Origin of the sequence: Pseudomonas sp. RW3S2 (assembly GCF_014268955.1) — a bacterium.
GTDB classification, from domain to species: Bacteria; Pseudomonadota; Gammaproteobacteria; order Pseudomonadales; family Pseudomonadaceae; genus Aquipseudomonas; species Aquipseudomonas wayambapalatensis.
The window spans coordinates 21,973-41,249 of sequence record NZ_JABWRM010000028.1 but is presented as its reverse complement, the minus strand read 5'-3'; the positions used below and the strand labels follow the sequence as shown (position 1 = coordinate 41,249).

Here is a 19,277-nt window from a genome sequence, read left to right as displayed (position 1 = left end):
CTCCCACAGGAACTCCGCTGATCTTGAAACCAGCGGAGTTCCTGTGGGAGCGGGCTTGTCCCGCGATAGGGCCAGCAAGGCCAACGAATAACCCGCGCGCCCATGACGAAAACACCCGCCGCCGCCGTTTTATTCCATGATTTCATTCAATTCATCCCCTTGAAATACATAGAAAAAATTGACGTTCATCGCACCCCGTGAATCGGTAGCCTGCGCTCATCCCGGGGTTACCCCTTCCGTACACACGATGACCGAACCGTGAACAGAACCGCGCTCCTCCCCCTCCTGGCTGGCCTGCTCCAACTCTCGCCTCTGCTCGCCGCCCCGGCAGAGATCGGAGTGATAAGCGCAGCGGAAAAGCCCGTGCAACTGTTGCGTGCCACGAGCGTCTACCAAGCCAACGCCGGCACCCGCCTGCAGAGTGCCGACTACCTCGAAGCCGGCAGCACAGGCGTGCTCATCGACCAACTGGCCGGCACACGCATTGCCCTTGGCCCGCACACCCGTCTGTATCTGGAACACACGGGCAACACCACCCATCTCAACCTGCTGCAAGGCTGGCTCAAGCTGCAACCGTTGACTGGCGTACCCCAAGGCAGTGCACCGCGACGTGAAGCCCGCCAACGCCAGCTCCGCCCGCAGCTCGAATCTTTGCTGTCGCAACAGATCGGCCCCCTGGCGCGCCTGCTGGTCAAGCGCAGCCTGGCCAGCGCCGACGACTTCGCCAGCCTGCGCAGCGCCCTGCTACCGCACATTCCCTCCGAGCGTGGCCGCGAACAGTTCGTCGCCGCCACCGAAGCGCTGCTGGCCACGACCGAAACCCCGCCGCAAGACGACAGCCTGCCCCACCAGACAGATACGACAGACACCCAGCCCCCAAGCTGGACCCCGCTTTCGTGCAGGCCAGCGAAACGCGCCTGACCTAGCTGATCGGCCCGATCGCCCGCATCGTCATGCGCCGCGCCCTGCCCCACGCCAGCACCCGCCAGGCGCTGTTGCAGGCCCTGGCCGAACACATCCCCGACCCCGCCCAACGCAGCGCCTTTCTCGAGGAGCAGCCATGAGCGCGCCACAAAACCACATGGCCACCGCGCCCTGCCTGCTGCGCGGCGGCATCGCCTTCGGTCACAGCGACACCGGCCCGGTGCGCCAGCACAACGAAGACCACTTCCTGATCGACCCACGCCTCCAGCGACCCCGACGCCACCTGCCAGGTGCCCTCGATGCAGGCCCTGGGCGCGCTGCACAAGGCGCTCGAAGCGGTCAACACCCGCTTGTACGCGCACAACCACACCCGTCAGCTCAGCGAGGGGCGCGGCATGGGCACCACCCTCACCGGCATCTGACGCCCCCAGGCCGGCGGGCCGTTGTTGGCGTTTCATGTGGGTGACAGTCGCCTGTATCGCTATCGCCACGGTGAGCTGGAGCAGTTGAGTCGCGACCAGACCTGGTACCAGCAGGCGCTGGATGCCGGGCATTTCGATCGGCTGCCGGCGCGCAACGTGCTGTTGCAGGCGATCGGACCAGCGCCGCGAGTGGAGCCGCAGGTGTGGGTGCAGGTGGTGCAGGCGGAGGACTTGCTGATGCTGTGCAGTGATGGGGTTCATGGGTGTGTGCCACATCATGAGATGGCACGGGTGCTGGAGGGCGCCGGGCGGGAGAGTCTGGAGGGGAGTAGTCAGCGGTTGATTCGGTTGGCGGCGGAGTATGGCGGGCGGGATAACGCTACGGTGGTGTTGGTGAAGTTTGAGTGAGAGATGGTAGGGGCTGGCCTCACAGGATTGCTGACATTTTCGAAAATGGTGCGTTACCTGGGGCCGAGTTGGGCCCCCAAGGCTGTTCATTAGCGAACGACCGTATCCGAGCCATAGCGGTCGTTCGGAAAGGGCAGCAATTGGCCTGAAGCAGACGGTACGCGATACAAGCGATGTGCCGTCTCCGAAGTACTACCTCTCCAGGCCGAGTCACTAGGTCATCAAGCCCTAGCCGCAGGTTTGAGTCGGAAGCTGACGCCCATACGGTTGAACGCATTCATCGCGGCAATGGCCGCTGTCAGGTCAACAAGATCCTTTTCTGCAAACATCGCCGATGCGGCTGCATAAGCTTCGTCGGATACCTGTGTCTCGCTTACCCTGGTGACTTCTTCCGCCCAAGCCAGTGCTGAGCGCTCCTGATCCGAGAACAAATATTGCGCTTCATGCCATACCGGCACTAACAGCACCTTGTCCACTGACATACCTGCTTTGATCAGATCGCGTGAGTGAAGATCAATGCAATGAGCGCAGCCGTTGATTTGAGACACCCTGAGAAACACGAGGTGGATCAGCGACGCTGGCAAATTTGTCGCGGTGGTCACGAAATGATGCAGGCCGCCGAGGGCCTTAGCTGCACCAGGCGAAGCTTCAAACCAATTGAGACGATTCATGATTTTTTCCTTTGTATGAGCGATGAAGAGCGTGGCCGCTTGTTCGCATACGGCCCAGTTGAGATGCAAACCTAAGCGCTTGGAGTAGATGTCGGCCTTGAAGCGGACTTTAGACTTGACCTACTCGACAGCTATGCCTACCAAAGAACGCCTGCACATCACCGTACCCTGTTGCCCTTCCAGTACTCAGTGACTCCCCCCCCTTGGCGGTACCCTCAACGGTGAAATAATGCACCTGAGTGAGACCAATGGTGGCGAGGACGGCCGACAGGTAGGGGCGCAGAAAGTCCGGTTGACGGGCCTGTGGACCGCTGATGTGGCCCCCGCTAGCGATTGCGACGTAGACCGGACGATCCGTCAGCTTTCCGACTTTACCTTTGGCGGTGCCAACAAAGGTTTTACCCACGCGTACCACCTGGTCGATCCACATCTTGAGTGGGGCGGGCACGCTGTAGTTGTGCATCGGCGTGGCAATCAGCAGTACGTCGCATGCTTGCAGTTGGTCGATCAATTCGTTGGAACGACTCAACGTACTGTCCCGCCCGCTTACCGCGACTATGCGCTGATTGGCTAATGCCTGGGCGTAAGGCGCATCGACGGGTGCCAAGGCGTTGAGATCTAGATCGGTCAACTGGATACCCCTTCTGCCGGCCACGGTGGCCAAGCCAAACAGGATCTGCTGGGACAGCTTCAGACTTTCCGAATGGTTTGCGTTGGGGCTGGCGACCAGGCGAAGAACGCGCAAAGGAGCAAGTAGCGGTCGGGACGATGTCATGATGTTTGCCTCCTTGGATGTGTGCGGGTTATGGCGTATCGAACTGTTTTTGAAAGCGCATTGCCCCAGTCAACAGGCCTTCACGGAAGTAGAAACGTTGCGCTCGGGCGTTGGCCAAACCTGTGTCGAGCACCAGGCGCGCACAGCCGCTGGCGCGGGCCAGTCGCTCCAAGGCTTGCAACAAGCGCGCCCCCCACTGGCCACCCCGATGAGCCTCGGCGGTGACAAGGTCATCGACATACAGGAATGCGCCGTAGACCAGGTTTTCCTGTAGGCGGTAACCAGCCAATGCCACAAGGACGCCTGAGTCATACGCGCCAATGAGGTGATAGCCTTCAACACGCATACGCTCGATGCGGCTGGTGAAGTCGGCTTCGCTGGTCAGATGAGGGCGCAATTGCTGCATTACCGGGAATGCGCCGCACAGGTCATGGATGTTATCCAGGGGACGCAGGGCCGTGTCGGCCAGGTCGAGCACGCTGGGTATGAAGTTGGTCAACGTAGATGTCATGGGATTGGCCTCATGCGTAAGTGATGGCGCTATATTGGACTACCATTGACCCACTTGATTGAGCCAAGAAATGGGATACGAACTAGTCCATGATGACTTCGCCAAAACCGCCTTTCGCCCCCTTGGAAGAGCAGTCCGCGCTGCCTCTGTATCGCCAACTCTACGACCGCGTGCTGGCCGCCATTGCCGCCGGCACGTTGTCCGCCGGTGACCGCTTGCCGTCGGCGCGCGCCATGGCCAAGGAGCTGGGTGTGGCCCGTGGGACCGTCGAACTGGCCTATTCACTGCTAGCCAGCGAGGGCTACATCCTTGCGCTCGGGCAGAAAGGCACCGTGATCAATCCTGAATTGCAGAAGCCCGCGTTGGCGGCCAGCACAGCACCCGTCAGCAGCCGGGTGATCGAAGACTCCCCTGATTCGCTCTGGCGTCCACCGCAGCTGTTGCCATTCCAGATGGGGGTGCCGGCGCTGGATGCTTTTCCGCGCAAGATATGGGCGCGTCTGGGTGCCCGGTATCTACGCGGGATGCGTGTGGGAGATCTGGACTATCCGGCACCCCACGGCCTGCCAGCGTTGCGCAGCGCCATCGCCTCGTATCTTCAGGTATCCCGAGGCATCGATTGCGGTGCCCACCAGGTGTTTATCACCAGCGGTTGGCGCAATAGCCTGACGTTGATCGCGCACACCTTGTTGCAGCCAGGAGCGCGAGCCTGGGTGGAAGACCCAGGCTATCCCCCCACGCGCCAGGTGCTTCGCCAATTCGGACTGGAGCTGGAAGCGGTGCCGGTTGATGCCGATGGCATGAATGTAGAGCATGCCATCGCGGGTGGCCGGGCTACGCAGGTCGCCATGGTGACACCGGGGCATCAGAGCCCGCTCTCGATGGCACTGTCGTTGCCACGCCGACAACTGCTATTGGATTGGGCTGCCCGCACCGGGGGGTGGATTGTCGAGGACGACTACGACGGCGAGTATCGCTACGTCAGCCGTCCACTCCCAGCGCTGGCCAGCTTGGATCGCCATGGGCGCGTGCTGTATGCCGGGACCTTCAGTAAGGTGCTGTTTCCCAGCCTTCGCCTGGCTTATCTGGTGGTGCCGCAGGCGCAGGTGGCAGCGTTCGAGCGCGTCGGCCGGGCCTTGTTCGCTGCCGGGTCACCGTCAATTACCCAGGCCATGGTGGCGGAGTTCGTTGCCGAAGGACACTTTGCCCGGCATATCCAACGCATGCGCCGCATCTACAACGAGCGACGAGCATTGACCATCGAAGCACTGGAGCGAAGTTTGCCGCAGGGTATGCAGGTGGAGCGCTCGCCGGGCGGCATGCACCTGGTACTGCGTTTGCCGAAGGACGTAAACGACACCGCCCTGGCCGAGCAGTTGCTGGGCAGGGGCATGTCGGTACAGGCGTTGTCGCGCTGGGCTGCCTCGTCGCAGCGTCAGTCGGGTCTGCTCCTGAGCTTTACCAACTGCGCCACGGCTGCTCCTGGCGAGCAGCTTGGCGCAGTGATCAGCACGTTACTCAGTTGAGGTTGGCCTTACTCAGGCCGAACAGTTCATCGGATGAGCCCGGGATGGCCTGGAAAGCTACGTTGAGGCGGTTCCAGCCGTTGATGGCGACGATCAGGAACGACAGATCCGACAGATCGTGCTCGGAAAACTGCTCGCGCACACGCGCATAGAGGCTGTCGGAGATACCATGAGGCGATAACTGGGTCAGGGCTTCGGTCCACTCCAGCGCCGCTCGCTCTACGGGCGTAAACAGCTGCGACTCACGCCAGACGGCGACGTGGTGAAGACGCAGCTCGCGCTCGCCATGGATCTTCGCCTCTTTCACATGCATATCCACGCAGAACGCACAGCCGTTGAGCTGCGAAGCCCGCAACATGATCAGGTGGGCAAGATCGACCATCAACGGCTTCTTGCTCAGTTGCAGGGTCAACTCCACCAGTTTGTTGGACGCTTGGGGAGACAGCTTGAAGTAATCAAGGCGGTTGTTCATGGGCAGGTACTCGCAGTGGGTTAGTGTCCGTTGGAGCCCACTCTAGCCATGCTTGGACTAGCCACACAGAGCCAAGATGGTGATTTCGAACTAGACCATGCCTGTGGCGAAGTGCGCCATGATGATCCCGTCGAGCAGTAGAGGCGCAGAGGCGCTACAGGCCTCTTGCTGCTCTTTCGCGGACGGCAGCTTTGGGTCGGAAGCTGTCATCCGAAGACGTAGCCGTAGATCCGAACGGACAACTCTGAATCGCCCAACCTCCACCTCAATCGCTTTTATGCATCCCCCTACGCGCATCATCCATCAACGCCTTGGCCATCTCGCTGAGGTAATGCGCCGCCCAAACCAGCACCGGTTCGTCGTCCATCACCTCGATGAACGACGCCCGCCGCGCGCTAGCCAGTAGTTCCGAAGCCTGTTGCAGCGCATGGTCGGCACAGTTGCCGGGTTCAACGCGGAACAGGTGTTTGCCTTTGGCTTCGCTTTCCAGGCAGGTGGTGGTGCCGACGGTCCAGCCGAGCTTGCCGAGGTGGTCTGGTGAGTCCTTGTCCATGGGGAAGTCCTTCGAGGTGCTGTGAATGGGGTGGGTGTGCGAGGGCACCGGTGATGCTGTGGGCAATTGGCTGTGCTGAACCATTGCTGGCCTCTTCGCGGGTAAACCCGCTCCTACAGGTACTCCGCTGATTTTGAGTACAGCGGGGTACCTGTAGGAGCGGGTTTACCCGCGAAGCAGGCGATGCGGTATATGGCACGGGCGTTGCCCGTGATCGCGGGGCAAGCCCGCTCCCACAGAGGCCCTGCAAGCCTTTTGGAAATGAGTACGGACTAATGCAGGGATAGCGGCCGCGCTCGACTCTTGAGCTGCACCTGCGCCAACGCGCACTCCAACAGCGAGCGCACGGCGTCGAGCTCGTGCATCACGCTAAGCAGCATGATCGTGGCGGGGGATTTGGGGAGGGAGGTGATCGACTGGTTGGCTACCGCCAGGCCACACATGGTGTATTCCATGGCTTCGACCAGGGTGTCTTCGAGGTAGTCGGGGGCTTCGGTGGTTTGCGGTGGGTCGGGGACGATCTTGAGCATATGCACCTCGTAATGCGGAAGTCCGACCGTCCACTCTTCACTTGCAGGTGAAGGGTGGCGGCTACGTGCAGGCCTGCAAGACCGGGGCATTACGAGGCAAAAACCCGGTTGACCCAAAGGTCACCCGCACGCAGCCACCATTGAACCGGACCTACGGCGAAACGCCGAAGACGTCAGGAGGTGGGCGCCATCGTAATACCGCACAGGCTTGCAGACCTGGCCGCTGATTTAGCAGCGGCCCGGCGAGACTAGCCGTGACTGCGATGGCGCAAAAGCGGGCCAAGGATGCTTAGGAAAGGGCCTACATCAAATAGCGAAAATCTGATTCGTTCGTGTAGGAAGCCATCTAATTTTGGGGTGAGTTGCTTGCTGGAGGTTATGTAGTACACATCAGTGCGCCGTCAGCAGCTAGAAAGCAATAGGGGCTTCCCTCCCCTGCCAGTCTCCGCTTCGCAGGTCGGCTAGGCCATCATCGTTGCACTTGCGCACACGCACATCCTGCGGTCGCGCAAACCCTCACTGATCAAGATCGCTGGATATTTCTTTAGCCAGCTCGATGAAGACACGCACCGCCGCACTCAGAAAGGCGTCTTTGCGCCGCATCAGAACGGCCCGTCGCTGCAAGCGCTCCGGCTCCAGTGTGATGGCTACAAGGTCGTCATGGGCCAACGCAATTCTGGCAGGCAACAAGGTCGAGAGATTCGTCCGGCGAACGATCTCGATCACTGCGCCGAGGGCATTGGCCTCCATCTGCACCTTGGGACGAATCTCATGTTTGCGGCAGTAGCGGTCGATTTGCTCGCGAGTGGCAAACTCTGTGCTGAGCAAGACCAAAGACTCTGCACTCAGGCCGTGCGAGGTAATGGAGCGTTCCTCGGCCAGGCGGTGTCTGCGGTTCATGACCAAAGCAAGCGTTTCGTTCAGCAAGGGGATGGCTTCGATATCCGGCGCATGTATTTCATCAAATGCGATCCCTACGTCCAGCTCTCCCGCCAACAGCAACTCCTCGATACGCTCCTGGGAGATCTCTTTCAGGTTGACGGTGATCTTGGGGTATCTGGAGTGAAATGCCTCGATCAGCGGCCCCACCAGATAGGTCGTGAACGTCGGCGTTACGGCAACACGCAATGAGCCACGGCTGAGGTCGCTGACATCATGTATAGCCCTTTTGGCTTCCTGCAGTTCCTGATACGCACGGCGCGCATAGAGAAGGTAGACATCCCCCGCGTCAGTCAAACGCGTCGTGCGGCCTGATCGGTCGAACAACTGGGCTCCCAGGCTCTCTTCCAACTGCCTTACTTGCTGAGAAAGCGCCGGCTGAGAGACATGCAGCGCTGCTGCGGCCTTCGTGAAGCTGAGATGTTCTGCAACGGCCAGGAAATACTGGATGTGGCGAGCGAGCATGCCTAAACCCATAAGATAATCTGATCCAGCTCATAATAAATGAGACTTTTACCTTATGTCATGCGCTGCTTAATCTCCGTCTCACACCCAGCGACATCGAGACAGCAACCATGAAAGCGATCATCGACGGATTTCTGAAGTTTCAAAAAAACGCCTTTCCGGAGCGGGTCAAACTGTTCAAGGACCTTGCCAATCAGCAAGCGCCAAAGGCTCTCTTCATCTCCTGCTCTGATAGCCGACTGGTGCCTGAACTGGTCACCCAACGCGAGCCAGGCGATCTGTTTGTAATCCGCAACGCCGGCAATATCGTGCCCTCGTATGGGCCAGAGCCGGGTGGGGTTTCGGCGTCGGTCGAATACGCGGTCGCCGGACTCAAGGTTGCAGACATCGTGATCTGCGGCCACTCCGACTGCGGCGCGATGACCGCCATCGCCACCTGCAAATGCCTGGATCACATGCCCGCCGTAGCCAGTTGGTTGCGGTATGCCGACTCAGCCAAGGTAGTCAATGAGGCCCGTCAGCATGCGGACGGCCCAAGCAAGGTTGCTTCCATGGTGCGCGAAAACGTGGTCGCGCAGTTGGCCAACATCCAGACCCACCCCTCCGTGCGCTTGGCGCTCGAAGAAGGCCGCGTGACCCTGCACGGTTGGATCTATGACATCGAGACCGGACGTATCGACGCTTTTGATGGCAGCACCGGCACCTTCGTGTCTCTCGCGCAAAACCCAGAAGTCCACGCCGTTTCCCAGCCGGCCAGGCACGTCGCCTGAAGCCTGTATCTGCACCTTTTCTTAACCAGGAGACTCACCATGATCCAGACTCAAGCCACCCGCACCGCTCGCCAGGAGCTGACCGAAGTCATCATCCAGGCCAAGGCTCGCAAGGACCTGTCCTTTGCGCAAATCGTTGACGGTACGGGCCTGTCCGAGGCCTTTGTCACCGCAGCCTTGCTTGGCCAGCATCCGCTGCCTGAAAGCGCCGCGAAGGTCGTAGGCGAAAAGCTCGATCTCGATGCTGATCAAGTCGCACTGCTGCAATCGATGCCGATCCGCGGCAGCTTCTTCGACGGGGTGCCGAGCGACCCTACCATCTACCGCTTCTACGAAATGATGTCGGTGTATGGAACCACCCTCAAAGCGCTGGTCCACGAGAAGTTCGGCGACGGCATCATCAGTGCCATCAACTTCAAGCTGGACATCAAGAAGGTCGAAGATCCAGACGGTGGTCACCGTGCTGTGATCACCCTGGACGGCAAGTACCTGCCTACCAAGCCTTTCTGATGTAGCTCAGCCCGGCGCCATACCGCGCCGGGCCATCTCCAACATTCATGTCGACTGAGCGCCGATCGGATGCTCAGGCCTTCTTACGCCCTCAGTACAGGTGATCACCATGAAACTCTTACTCGTTTTGTTCCTAGGCGGCCTTGGTTCGGTTGCCATGGCCGATGACCAAGGTACTCGAACTGCACCAATGACGGTTGAACCCTATCGCTACTCTCAGAACCTGGATATCGCGCACGTTGTGGCTGTTACCCCGGTGCCCAATGTCTGCGAAGTTGTGCCGATGCAGCTGACTTACGACGACTCCAATGGCGAGCGGCATATCATGGAGTACAGAATCGTGGGGAATGGCTGTGCCAACAACTGATGCGCCGTCCATACTCCAGCTCGACAGGCAGTTCCTGGACATCAGGGCAGATGGGATCGAGGCTTGGCATCCTGTATAGACGCAAGCCCACTGCGAAAATCGCTGGGGGCTTTTTGCTTCCGACAGAGGGTGATCTGCCGACTCGTCTGCGGGACGGGAATCTGGACGGCAGACTACCCTCCTGAAACTTCAGAGCCTGTACTCAATGGTGTAGGACTCATCGTCTCTCGGTTCTATCGTAATAGGAATGCCGAAGAGCTTTCCTCGACATTCACTGACGCTACACCGATACACATTTCCCTGCTGGAGCTGGTTCCAGAGCCCTTCGTCATGTATCGCAATCTGCAACACACGGTTGTTCGGATCCTCTCTGACCTGAGCAACGTGATGGTCGAGGTCGCACCCGAATTCAGCAGTAGTAAACTCGGGATCGTAGCCGATCAGCACACCGTGCCTTTTCAGATCTTCCCGAATACGCTCAATCACGTTCTCTGCTTCTTGTTTTAGCATGATCGTTGTCTCGCGGCGTTGTACTCATCAAAACTCTAGCTGACCCTGATGGTTTTGGTTGGGTATCGTGCAATCAACGACTCACCCTCATTCCTGAAATTCCCCACCGCCTTAGGAGGGGAAGCTGGCGGTAGCGGGTGGCTGCTTTCGACCCATTTCGGACACTGAAAAATCGCGTTTCGTAAGTGCGACGCCCACTCCGTGGGAGCGGGTTTACCCGCGAAGCAGGCGATGCGGTGCATGCACGGCATCGAGCGCAGCATGATCGTGGCGGGGGATTTGCGCCTGATTGAGTGACTGGGTTGCGTCCAGGAGATTTCTTCTCTAGGCCACAAACACGCTTGACCTCAAGTTGACTCGAGGTTGCAGACTGCCCGCTCATTTCTCTGGAGCAATCCCATGTCCGCAGATTCCCGCCCCGCATTCGCGCTGTCCAATCCACCCGGGCTGTACGACCCGAGCAGCAACGGGTACTCCCACGTCGCCGCAGTAGCACCTGGAGCCAGGCTGTTGTTCATTGCCGGGCAAGGTGGCGAGGATGTCGACGGGCGACTGCCCGCCGAGTTTGCCACGCAGGCCAGGCAGGCACTCGCCAATTTGGACACGGCACTGCGGTCGCAGGGCGCGAGCTTGCAACAGGTGTTCAAGCTGACCTTGTTGATCGTCGATCATGATGAGCATCGCTTGCGTGAATGGGTCAGCGAAGCAAATCGGGTCTGGGAAAGCGGGCATCCGGTCTGCACCCTGATCCCCGTTCCACGGCTGGCGCTGGATGGCATGCTGGTGGAGATTGATGCGGTGGCCGCTTGCTGCTGATGCAACCCGCTGCGCCTCGATGCGGCGCATGGCACGGGCGTAGCTCGTGCCAGACAGCGCGGTGTCTTTTTCGCGGGCAAGCCCGCTCCCACAGGTACGGCGATGAGGGCGGTGCCGGTATCAAGCTCACGCCGCGCCGCCACCCTCCCCGCCCAACATGCCAACGAACCACCCCGCCCCCGGCAAGCCCCGGCTCACCAACAGCGTCGGCGCCACCTGCGGCCCGCCTTCGGTCCAGAACAAGGCATGCCCGGCCAACGACCGCTGCCCCGCCAGCACGTCCAGTTGCATCAACCACTGTTCGACCGCCTGCGCCATCCCGTCCTGCTCCGGCAACGTCAGCCACATCGCGCCCATCGCTGGCTGCCCCCACGCAGGCGCGATGCTTGCGGGCTCGGGCCGGGATGGAGCGGGCAACTGGCTGAGGTCGCGGTCGAAGCGCTCCAGCACGAATCCCGCCTCCAGGGTCGACAATGCCAGGCGCTTCACTTCGGCGTACCACGCGCCGTCGCGCCGCAGGCGCTCCAGCACTGGTATGTCCGGCCCGCCATAGGCCAGGGTCAGGGGAAAATAGCGCCCCACCCGGTCGACACTGGGCATCATCACGCCGGCCCAGGCGACCTCGCCGCACACCCCGGCAGCCAAGGCGAAATGCCAGATCGGGCTGCAGCGGTAGGCCTGCTCCCACTCCGCGCCCAGGCGCTCGCGGCTGGCGCGCAGGCCCTTGGCGTGATTGCGGTGAAAGCCCGGCTGCGGGCCGGACACCGCTTCGAACGCATCGACGACGCGGGCAACGCCGGCCGCAGAGGACAGTGATGGAGGGGCTGTCCAGCTATTGCGCTCGACGAACAGCGCACAGGCAAGGCCGGTGAACAGGGTCGGGAAGAAGGCAACGAGGAAGTGGTGGCGGTACTGTGCGGGCATTCAGGCGATCCAAGAATCCGGTCGCCCACCCCCAGGGGCCTTATTGGCGGATACCGGCGAACCACAACAGCGATGGCAGGCTGGCATTGGCCGTATACAACTGGCCTGAACTGCGGTCCGCGACCACGCGGGCCACGGCATCGAGGTCGACGCCGTCCGGGGCGCCGATCAGCGCGTAGCCTAGCTGAGACTGACGCCAGACCACAACATCCATGCCCGCGACGTTCAACTGGACCATGGACTGGTCGGGCTTGGGCTCCTTCATCACGCACAGGGCTACCGGATCGCCCTGCTGCGGCAGGTACACCAACTGGATCAACGCCTTGTTGTTGAAGCGCAGGCGCTGCACCCGCTTGAAGGTCAGGCCAGCGGCACTGAGGTCTGGCACACGCAGCTCGAGGCCATCGATCTGGCGGATGTCGGCAAGGGTCTTGCGCACATCGTCGGTGTCAGGGGTGACGTAGTTGACCGTGTCGCGGGTGTACAACTGCTGATAGCTGGCAGCCTGCATCACCCAGGGCGAGGCCTGTACCTGGGCCACGCTGGGGGCCTGCAGCGCGCGGTCGGTGTTCAGCGCTTCGCCGATGAAGCCGGCCTGCAGCACCAGGCCGTAACACACCGCGCCGGTGGCGAAGGCCACGGCCAGCCAACCGAACCGGGGGCGACCGAACAGACGGGGCAGCGCTGGCCGGGGCGGCGTGCTGCGCGATCAGTGCATCGACGTTGCGCACCAGGCTGTCTGGAACCGGGGGGAGGGCGGCGTGCTGCGCGATCAGTGCATCGACGTTGCGCACCAGGCTGTCTGGAACCGGGGGGAGCGCCCTCGAACGCACCCACCAGTTGCGACCGGACACTGCGCCGCTGAGCTGGATGTTTGCCATCGTCCACACCACCTGGATCAACGAGGTGCGCTCGCGCAACGTGCGCAGCCGCTCGCGCTCGGAGTGGAACGACAGCGTCATCGAGTCGGTGACCGACCCGGCCGCGCCCACCCCGGAAACCGATCTGATGCACCAGCAGATCCTCACGGCGGTGAACAGCCTGCCCGATGGCCAGCGCGAAGTGATGCTGCTGGTGGCCGTGGAGCGCTTCAGCTACAAGGAGGCCGCCGAAATCCTGGAGGTGCCTATCGGCACGGTCATGAGTCGGCTGTTCCGCGCCAGGCAAACGATTGGCACACTGCTCAACGACAGCCCCAAGCCCTCGGCGCCTGGCCGCGACCTGCTGCGCACCTAAACCTTCGCGTGCGTTGCCTGGCACCTGCATACGCCCTAAAGGGAAACTGCTGCGCAACTTCCGGCTTGATGTTTTTTCATACAGTGCGCCGGACGAATTATTTCTACAAGTGAAGGGAACTCATCTTGTTATTTATCGCCCTTGTTTCATGAAACAGCACTTCTTGACGATATAGCCCCCATAACACTTGTCTTGCGTCGTTTATTCCATAGATTTTCCTGTTTTTTTTAATTACCAATTTTAGTTGGACACTCGCGCGCCGCCCTTCTTATTCTCGCTCCCGCCGGAACAACTTTCAGGTTCCCGCCAAGGCTCTTTCCCGTCATTGAATTGAAGAGGCAAACATGAAACGTCACCTCTGGCTCGCCCTGCTGGGTACGCTGTCCCTCGGCGCCCACGCCGCCACCCTCGATGTACCGGTCAACCTGGTCAGCGCCGATGGCAAAGCACAACCCATCGGCCAGGTCAGCATCAGCGAATCGGCCTACGGGCTGGTCTTCACCCCCAAACTGAACAACCTGCCCGCAGGCGTGCATGGCTTCCACGTGCACGAGAACGGCAGCTGTGCGCCCGGCATGAAAGATGGCAAGGCCGTGGCGGCACTGACTGCTGGCGGTCACTTCGACCCGGCCAAGACCGGCAAGCACCTGGGCCCCTATGGCGATGGCCATCTGGGCGACCTGCCGGCACTCTATGTGAGCGCCGACGGCACCTCCACCTATCCGGTCCTGGCGCCGCGCCTGAAGACGATTTCCGAAATCAAGGGCCACGCCTTGATGATCCATGCCGGTGGCGACAACCACGCCGACATGCCCATGCCCCTGGGCGGTGGCGGCGACCGCGTGGCCTGCGGCGTGATCTGAACCAGGAAGGCCGGGCGTCAGTAATCGCCGCGCTTGTGCAACGCCCAGCGCCCGGCCAGCACGGTCACGTCGGCAAGGGGCATGTCCAATGCCTGACACCGGCTGAGCCGATGCCAGGCACCGCTCGCAGTCAGGCCGCCAATCGCCCTTGGGCAATGGCCTCCGACGCTGCCAGCATCGCCCGCAGCAACACTGCACAACCCGCCGCCAGATCCTCGGGCGTAGCGTTCTCGATCTCGTTGTGGCTGATGCCGTTCTCGCACGGCACGAAAATCATGCCTGCCGGGCCCAGCTCGGCCAGGAAGATCGCATCGTGCCCAGCCCCGCTGACGATATCCATGTGCGCCAAGCCAAGGCTCTTGGCCGACTCACGCACGGCATCGACACAGTTACGGTCGAAGTACAGCGCCGGGAAGTCCGCCGTTGGCGTCAGCTCGAAACTCAGCCCGTGTTTGGCACATGTGCTGTCGATCACCTCACGCACCTCGGCGATCATCGAATCGAGCCGATCCCCTTCAAGGTGACGGAAGTCCAGGGTCATGCGTACCTCACCCGGAATCACATTGCGCGACCCCGGATACGCCTGCAGGCAACCGACCGTACCGCAAGCATGGGGCTGATGCGCCAGTGCCGTGCGGTTGACTGCCGCGACCACTGCCGCCGCGCCGACCAGGGCATCCTTGCGCAGGTGCATCGGCGTCGGCCCGGCGTGCGCCTCGACGCCGCGCAGGCTGAGGTCGAACCACTTCTGGCCGAGGGCGCCGAGCACCACGCCGATGGTCTTGCCTTGATCCTCCAGAATCGGCCCCTGCTCGATATGCGCCTCGAAATACGCCCCGACCGGATGCCCCAGCACGGCCCTCGGGCCGGCATAGCCGATGGCCTGCAGCGCCTCACCGACACTGGTCCCTTGGGCATCGCGCTTGGCCAGCGTCTCTTCGAGGGTGAACTTGCCGGCGAACACCCCTGATCCCATCATGCACGGTGGGAAACGCGAACCTTCTTCGTTGGTCCACACCACCACCTCCAGCGGCGCTTCGGTTTCCACGCCGAGGTCATTCAGGGTGCGGATCACCTCCAGGCCGGCCATCACCCCGAAGCAGCCATCGAACTTGCCGCCAGTAGGCTGCGTGTCGATGTGGCTGCCGGTCATCACCGGTGGCAGCTTGGGGTTGCGTCCGGGACGCCGGGCGAACATGTTGCCGATCGCATCGACGCTGACGCTACAACCTGCGGCCTCGCACCACTGCCGGAACAGGTCGCGGGCCTGGCGGTCCAGGTCGGTCAGTGCCAATCGGCAGACCCCGCCCTTGGGCGTGGCGCCCAGGCGCGCGAGGTCCATCAGCGATTGCCACAGGCGCGCGCTGTCGACATGGCGGTCGGTGGAGTGCAGCACTTCCTTGATCGGTTTCATCGGGACTCTCCTCAGGCGATTTCTTGTTCTGGTGATTCGGCTGTAGCGGCCAGCCAGATTCAGGGTGATGGTTTGGCCAGGCGCGCCGTTCCACGCACCGCGACGCGGCCCAGGACGTAGTACAGCCCCGCCCCCAGCAGCGAACCGGTAAACCAGCCATAGTCGTAGAACCAGCTGAAGCGGCTGTTGCCGATCGACATTACGGTCAGCGCCACCGGCACCGCGAACGCCAGGAACCCGACCCAGTTCCAGGCCGGGTACACGTCATCGCGGTACAACCCGGCAAGGTCCAGTTGCTGGCGGCGGATCAGGAAGTAGTCCACCACCATGATCCCGGCAATCGGCCCGAGCAGGCTCGAATAGCCCAGTAGCCAGTTGGAATAGACACTCTCGAGGCTCAGGTCGGAAACGATCCAGCCAAGCTTTTTCAGCAGTTCGTGGCCCATCAGCGCCAAACCGATGAAACCGGTCAGCCACACCGCACGGCTGCGCCCGATCAGGCGCGGGGCGATGTTCTGGAAGTCATTGGTCGGTGAGACGATGTTCGCCGCCGTGTTGGTCGACAGCGTGGCGATGATGATCAGCGCCATGGCCAGCGCCACCCAGCCCGGGCTCTGGATACGTCCGATCAGGTTCACCGGGTCCGACACCGTTTCCCCCACCAGCGATGCCGAGGCGGCGGTCATGACCACACCCAGGGCTGCGAACAGGAACATGGTCAGTGGCAGGCCAAAGATCTGCCCGAGAATCTGGTCCTTCTGGCTTCTGGCGTAGCGGCTGAAGTCGGGAATGTTCAGCGACAGCGTGGCCCAGAACCCGACCATCGCCGTCAGCCCCGCGCAGAAATAGCCGATCACGCTGGCGCCTTCCGGGCGCTTGGGCGGCTGGGCCAGCAGTTCGCTCATCGACATGTGCGGCAGCGCCCAGAACAGCAGGCCGACGCCCACCGCCACCAGCAGCGGTGCCGACAGGGTTTCCAGCCACTTGATCGACTCCGAGCCGCGCAGCACCACCCACAGGTTGAGCAGCCAGAACAGCATGAAGCCTATCACCTCGCCGGTTCCGCCCAGGCTCTTCCAGCCATCGAACAGCGAACCCAAAAACAGGTGGATGGCAAGACCGCCGAACATCGTCTGGATACCGAACCAGCCGCACGCCACCACCGCGCGGATCAGGCACGGCACATTGGAGCCGAGGATGCCGAACGAAGCGCGTAGCAGTACCGGAAAGGGAATGCCGTACTTGGTGCCGGGAAAAGCGTTGAGGGTCAGCGGAATCAGCACGATGAGGTTGGCCAGCAAGATCGCCAGCAGCGCCTCGCCGACGCTCAGGCCGAAGTAGGCGGTCAGTACCCCGCCGAGGGTGTAGGTGGGGACGCAGATGGACATGCCGACCCACAAGGCGGTGATGTGCCATTTGTTCCAGGTACGCTGGTGCACCTTGGTCGGAGCGATGTCGTGGTTGTAGCGAGGGCTGTCGAGGACGTCAGTGCCTTCGGACAGCTCGTACAGCCCGTGCTGCTCGATCACTTGCGATCTGCTCTGTTGCATGGGGCCTTCTCCAGATTGTTCTAGTTATTCGCTCATCGGCTGAATCGATGGCCGGAGTTACACATCTCACCTGTACTGCACCTCCGGTCCGGCCTGGCGGTTGTGGCCGCACTCAAATTGCATGCCGGATTGGCCCGGGCCAACCCTGCCGGCTACCGCCGACTGGAGGTAATTCACTGATTTGCAAGGCATTGAGTAGCGCCAGGGAAAGGTACGGTCATGCCCTGCCCTGACGTTTTGCTGGTGGAGGCCTGCCCTGGCCTGCGCACCGGGTTTCAATCTGGTGCAGCCTGGTTTTTGCGCGGCGTGGTTCGCGCCGGCAAGCCAGGTTTCAAACGGCTGATTTCGCATGGAAAATCTTGACCAAATCTGCTTCTTGTCAAGTGCGTCAAAATGGTGAGCAGCCTGTCCATTTTGGTGATTTATTCAAAAAAGCCTTAAATTTCAATTATTTATTGAATATGTAAACTCATAAAATTTTTTCTTGATCAATCCTTGATCAGCATCTAGATTCCAATCTTGTCAGCACTGACAGGATTGCAACGCAACCTCCAACCGCTGGCAAAAAACAATTTCAAGAACCGGCAAAACGACCGGTCAGCCTGCGAGGAAGACGGTATGTCCCTGTTGATCCGTGGCGCCACCGTGGTTACCCACGAAGAAAGCTATCCCGCCGATGTCCTGTGTGCCGATGGCCTGATCCGCGCCATTGGCAAAGACCTCGAAGTGCCCAGCGGTTGCCAGGTCCTTGACGGCAGCGGCCAATACTTGATGCCCGGCGGCATCGACCCGCACACTCACATGCAGTTGCCATTCATGGGCACCGTGGCCAGCGAGGACTTCTTCAGCGGCACCGCCGCAGGCCTGGCCGGCGGCACCACCTCGATCATCGACTTCGTCATCCCCAACCCGCAGCAGTCGTTGCTGGAGGCCTTCCACACCTGGCGCGGCTGGGCGCAGAAGTCGGCCAGCGACTATGGCTTTCACGTCGCAATCACCTGGTGGAGCGAGCAGGTCGCCGAGGAAATGGGCGAACTTGTCGCCCACCACGGCGTGAACAGTTTCAAGCACTTCATGGCCTACAAGAACGCGATCATGGCCGCCGACGACACCTTGGTCGCCAGCTTCGAGCGCTGCCTGCAACTGGGCGCGGTACCGACCGTGCATGCGGAGAACGGCGAGCTGGTGTTCCACCTGCAGAAGAAACTGCTGGCCCAGGGCATCACCGGCCCCGAGGCCCATCCGCTGTCGCGTCCGGCGCAGGTCGAGGGCGAGGCGGCCAGCCGCGCCATCCGTATTGCCGAAACGCTGGGCACACCGCTGTACCTGGTGCACATCTCGAGCAAAGAAGCGCTGGATGAGATCACCTACGCTCGGGCCAAGGGCCAGCCGGTGTATGGCGAAGTACTGCCCGGGCACCTGCTGATCGACGACAGCGTCTATCGCAACCCCGACTGGTCCACCGCTGCCGGCTATGTGATGAGCCCGCCATTCCGTCCGCGCGAACACCAGGAAGCCCTGTGGCGCGGCTTGCAATCGGGCAACCTGCACACCACCGCCACCGACCACTGCTGCTTCTGCGCCGAGCAGAAAGCCATGGGCCGCGATGATTTCAGCCGCATCCCCAACGGCACCGCCGGCATCGAGGACCGCATGGCGGTGTTGTGGGACGCTGGCGTGAACAGCGGGCGCCTGTCGATGCATGAGTTCGTGGCACTGACCTCGACCAATACGGCCAAGATCTTCAACCTGTACCCACGCAAAGGCGCCATCCGCGTGGGTGCCGACGCCGACCTGGTGCTCTGGGATCCGCAGGGCACACGCACGATTTCTGCCAGCACCCATCACCAGAAGGTCGACTTCAACATCTTCGAAGGTCGCACGGTGCGCGGCATTCCCAGCCACACCATCAGCCAGGGGCGAGTGCTCTGGGCCGATGGCGACCTGCGCGCCGAGCCGGGCGCGGGGCGCTATGTGGAAAGGCCCGCCTACCCCTCGGTGTACGAGGTCCTCGGGCGACGGGCCGAGCAGCAGCGGCCGATACCGGTCAGCCGCTGAGCAGCCCATAACAGCCGGGGGCCGCAGCGCCTCCGGCAATAACAATCCAGAGACACCTGTTGA

General features: G+C 61.5%; 23 protein-coding genes. 11 read left to right on the top strand and 12 right to left on the bottom strand.

Going from position 1 to position 19,277, the window contains the following annotated elements; all coding sequences use genetic code 11:
* The first annotated feature begins 363 nt into the window (after window positions 1–363).
* The 3 genes from HU748_RS25465 to HU748_RS26540 all read left to right on the top strand — a co-directional run bounded on the left by HU748_RS25465 (window position 364) and on the right by HU748_RS26540 (window position 1,754).
* The gene (locus tag HU748_RS25465; protein ID WP_186668870.1) at window positions 364–921 is read left to right on the top strand and encodes a hypothetical protein; all 558 of its coding nucleotides are present in this window, start codon (window positions 364–366) and stop codon (window positions 919–921) included.
* A 302-nt stretch (window positions 922–1,223) separates the two neighbouring features.
* Window positions 1,224–1,346: a hypothetical protein gene (locus HU748_RS26665; RefSeq protein WP_272979764.1), complete on the top strand. Its 123-nt coding sequence runs from the start codon at window positions 1,224–1,226 to the stop codon at window positions 1,344–1,346.
* Window positions 1,347–1,370: 24 nt separating this feature from the next.
* Window positions 1,371–1,754: a hypothetical protein gene (locus tag HU748_RS26540; RefSeq protein WP_238343459.1), complete on the top strand. Its 384-nt coding sequence runs from the start codon at window positions 1,371–1,373 to the stop codon at window positions 1,752–1,754.
* Window positions 1,755–1,975: 221 nt separating this feature from the next.
* Here HU748_RS26540 and HU748_RS25455 read toward each other — a convergent pair whose 3' ends face one another.
* From HU748_RS25455 to HU748_RS25445, 3 genes are all read right to left on the bottom strand, one after another.
* Window positions 1,976–2,425, bottom strand: coding sequence for a carboxymuconolactone decarboxylase family protein (locus HU748_RS25455; protein WP_012314951.1), 450 nt, complete (start codon window positions 2,423–2,425; stop codon window positions 1,976–1,978).
* 109 nt (window positions 2,426–2,534) lie between these two features.
* Window positions 2,535–3,200 carry an NAD(P)H-dependent oxidoreductase gene (locus tag HU748_RS25450; protein WP_186668866.1) on the bottom strand — a complete coding sequence of 222 codons (666 nt, stop codon included), beginning with the start codon at window positions 3,198–3,200 and terminating at the stop codon, window positions 2,535–2,537.
* Window positions 3,201–3,228: 28 nt separating this feature from the next.
* The gene (locus HU748_RS25445) at window positions 3,229–3,711 is read right to left on the bottom strand and encodes a GNAT family N-acetyltransferase (protein ID WP_186668865.1); all 483 of its coding nucleotides are present in this window, start codon (window positions 3,709–3,711) and stop codon (window positions 3,229–3,231) included.
* A gap of 89 nt (window positions 3,712–3,800) precedes the next feature.
* Here HU748_RS25445 and HU748_RS25440 point away from each other — a divergent pair, with 89 nt between their 5' ends.
* Window positions 3,801–5,237 (top strand): PLP-dependent aminotransferase family protein, encoded by a 1,437-nt coding sequence (locus HU748_RS25440; protein WP_186709874.1) that lies wholly within the window; start codon window positions 3,801–3,803, stop codon window positions 5,235–5,237.
* Here the strand turns inward: HU748_RS25440 and HU748_RS25435 are convergent.
* From HU748_RS25435 to cynR, 4 genes are all read right to left on the bottom strand, one after another.
* Window positions 5,230–5,709, bottom strand: coding sequence for a carboxymuconolactone decarboxylase family protein (locus HU748_RS25435; RefSeq protein ID WP_153773441.1), 480 nt, complete (start codon window positions 5,707–5,709; stop codon window positions 5,230–5,232). The two genes, HU748_RS25440 and HU748_RS25435, sit on opposite strands and share 8 nt — an antisense overlap.
* 265 nt (window positions 5,710–5,974) lie before the next feature.
* Window positions 5,975–6,262 carry a DUF3077 domain-containing protein gene (locus tag HU748_RS25430; RefSeq protein ID WP_186722424.1) on the bottom strand — a complete coding sequence of 96 codons (288 nt, stop codon included), beginning with the start codon at window positions 6,260–6,262 and terminating at the stop codon, window positions 5,975–5,977.
* Window positions 6,263–6,534: 272 nt separating this feature from the next.
* Window positions 6,535–6,792, bottom strand: coding sequence for a hypothetical protein (locus HU748_RS25425; protein WP_186668862.1), 258 nt, complete (start codon window positions 6,790–6,792; stop codon window positions 6,535–6,537).
* A gap of 516 nt (window positions 6,793–7,308) precedes the next feature.
* The gene (gene cynR / locus HU748_RS25420) at window positions 7,309–8,196 is read right to left on the bottom strand and encodes a transcriptional regulator CynR (protein WP_186668861.1); all 888 of its coding nucleotides are present in this window, start codon (window positions 8,194–8,196) and stop codon (window positions 7,309–7,311) included.
* Window positions 8,197–8,306: 110 nt separating this feature from the next.
* Between cynR and HU748_RS25415 the strand changes: the two genes are divergently transcribed.
* From HU748_RS25415 to HU748_RS25405, 3 genes are all read left to right on the top strand, one after another.
* Window positions 8,307–8,966 (top strand): carbonic anhydrase, encoded by a 660-nt coding sequence (locus tag HU748_RS25415; protein ID WP_186668860.1) that lies wholly within the window; start codon window positions 8,307–8,309, stop codon window positions 8,964–8,966.
* Window positions 8,967–9,005: 39 nt separating this feature from the next.
* Window positions 9,006–9,476 carry a cyanase gene (gene cynS, locus HU748_RS25410; RefSeq protein WP_054895305.1) on the top strand — a complete coding sequence of 157 codons (471 nt, stop codon included), beginning with the start codon at window positions 9,006–9,008 and terminating at the stop codon, window positions 9,474–9,476.
* 109 nt (window positions 9,477–9,585) lie between these two features.
* A complete protein-coding gene (locus HU748_RS25405; protein ID WP_186668858.1) occupies window positions 9,586–9,843 on the top strand; it encodes a DUF2790 domain-containing protein in 258 nt (85 codons plus the stop codon).
* Window positions 9,844–10,032: 189 nt separating this feature from the next.
* On the opposite strand, the gene HU748_RS25400 is transcribed toward HU748_RS25405, so the two are convergent.
* Complete coding sequence (locus HU748_RS25400) at window positions 10,033–10,353, bottom strand: hypothetical protein (protein ID WP_186709870.1); 321 nt, start codon at window positions 10,351–10,353, stop codon at window positions 10,033–10,035.
* A 399-nt stretch (window positions 10,354–10,752) separates the two neighbouring features.
* On the opposite strand from HU748_RS25400, the gene HU748_RS25395 reads away from it, so the two are divergent.
* Window positions 10,753–11,169, top strand: a complete 417-nt coding sequence (locus tag HU748_RS25395; protein WP_186668854.1) for a RidA family protein — start codon at window positions 10,753–10,755, stop codon at window positions 11,167–11,169.
* 126 nt (window positions 11,170–11,295) lie between these two features.
* Here HU748_RS25395 and tagF read toward each other — a convergent pair whose 3' ends face one another.
* Window positions 11,296–12,093, bottom strand: a complete 798-nt coding sequence (gene tagF, locus HU748_RS25390; protein WP_238343458.1) for a type VI secretion system-associated protein TagF — start codon at window positions 12,091–12,093, stop codon at window positions 11,296–11,298.
* 40 nt (window positions 12,094–12,133) lie between these two features.
* Window positions 12,134–12,733, bottom strand: coding sequence for an anti-sigma factor (locus HU748_RS25385; protein ID WP_238343457.1), 600 nt, complete (start codon window positions 12,731–12,733; stop codon window positions 12,134–12,136).
* A 200-nt stretch (window positions 12,734–12,933) separates the two neighbouring features.
* On the opposite strand from HU748_RS25385, the gene HU748_RS25380 reads away from it, so the two are divergent.
* Window positions 12,934–13,329 carry a sigma-70 family RNA polymerase sigma factor gene (locus HU748_RS25380; RefSeq protein ID WP_272979763.1) on the top strand — a complete coding sequence of 132 codons (396 nt, stop codon included), beginning with the start codon at window positions 12,934–12,936 and terminating at the stop codon, window positions 13,327–13,329.
* A gap of 344 nt (window positions 13,330–13,673) precedes the next feature.
* Entirely contained in the window at window positions 13,674–14,192 is a 519-nt protein-coding gene (gene sodC / locus HU748_RS25375; RefSeq protein ID WP_186722420.1) for a superoxide dismutase family protein, read from the top strand.
* 130 nt (window positions 14,193–14,322) lie between these two features.
* Here the strand turns inward: sodC and HU748_RS25370 are convergent, their stop codons facing one another.
* Complete coding sequence (locus HU748_RS25370; RefSeq protein WP_186722418.1) at window positions 14,323–15,606, bottom strand: Zn-dependent hydrolase; 1,284 nt, start codon at window positions 15,604–15,606, stop codon at window positions 14,323–14,325.
* A gap of 59 nt (window positions 15,607–15,665) precedes the next feature.
* Entirely contained in the window at window positions 15,666–17,156 is a 1,491-nt protein-coding gene (locus HU748_RS25365) for an NCS1 family nucleobase:cation symporter-1 (RefSeq protein ID WP_186668847.1), read from the bottom strand.
* A gap of 618 nt (window positions 17,157–17,774) precedes the next feature.
* Here HU748_RS25365 and hydA point away from each other — a divergent pair.
* Window positions 17,775–19,214: a dihydropyrimidinase gene (gene hydA, locus HU748_RS25360; RefSeq protein WP_186668846.1), complete on the top strand. Its 1,440-nt coding sequence runs from the start codon at window positions 17,775–17,777 to the stop codon at window positions 19,212–19,214.
* Window positions 19,215–19,277 lie beyond the last annotated feature (63 nt).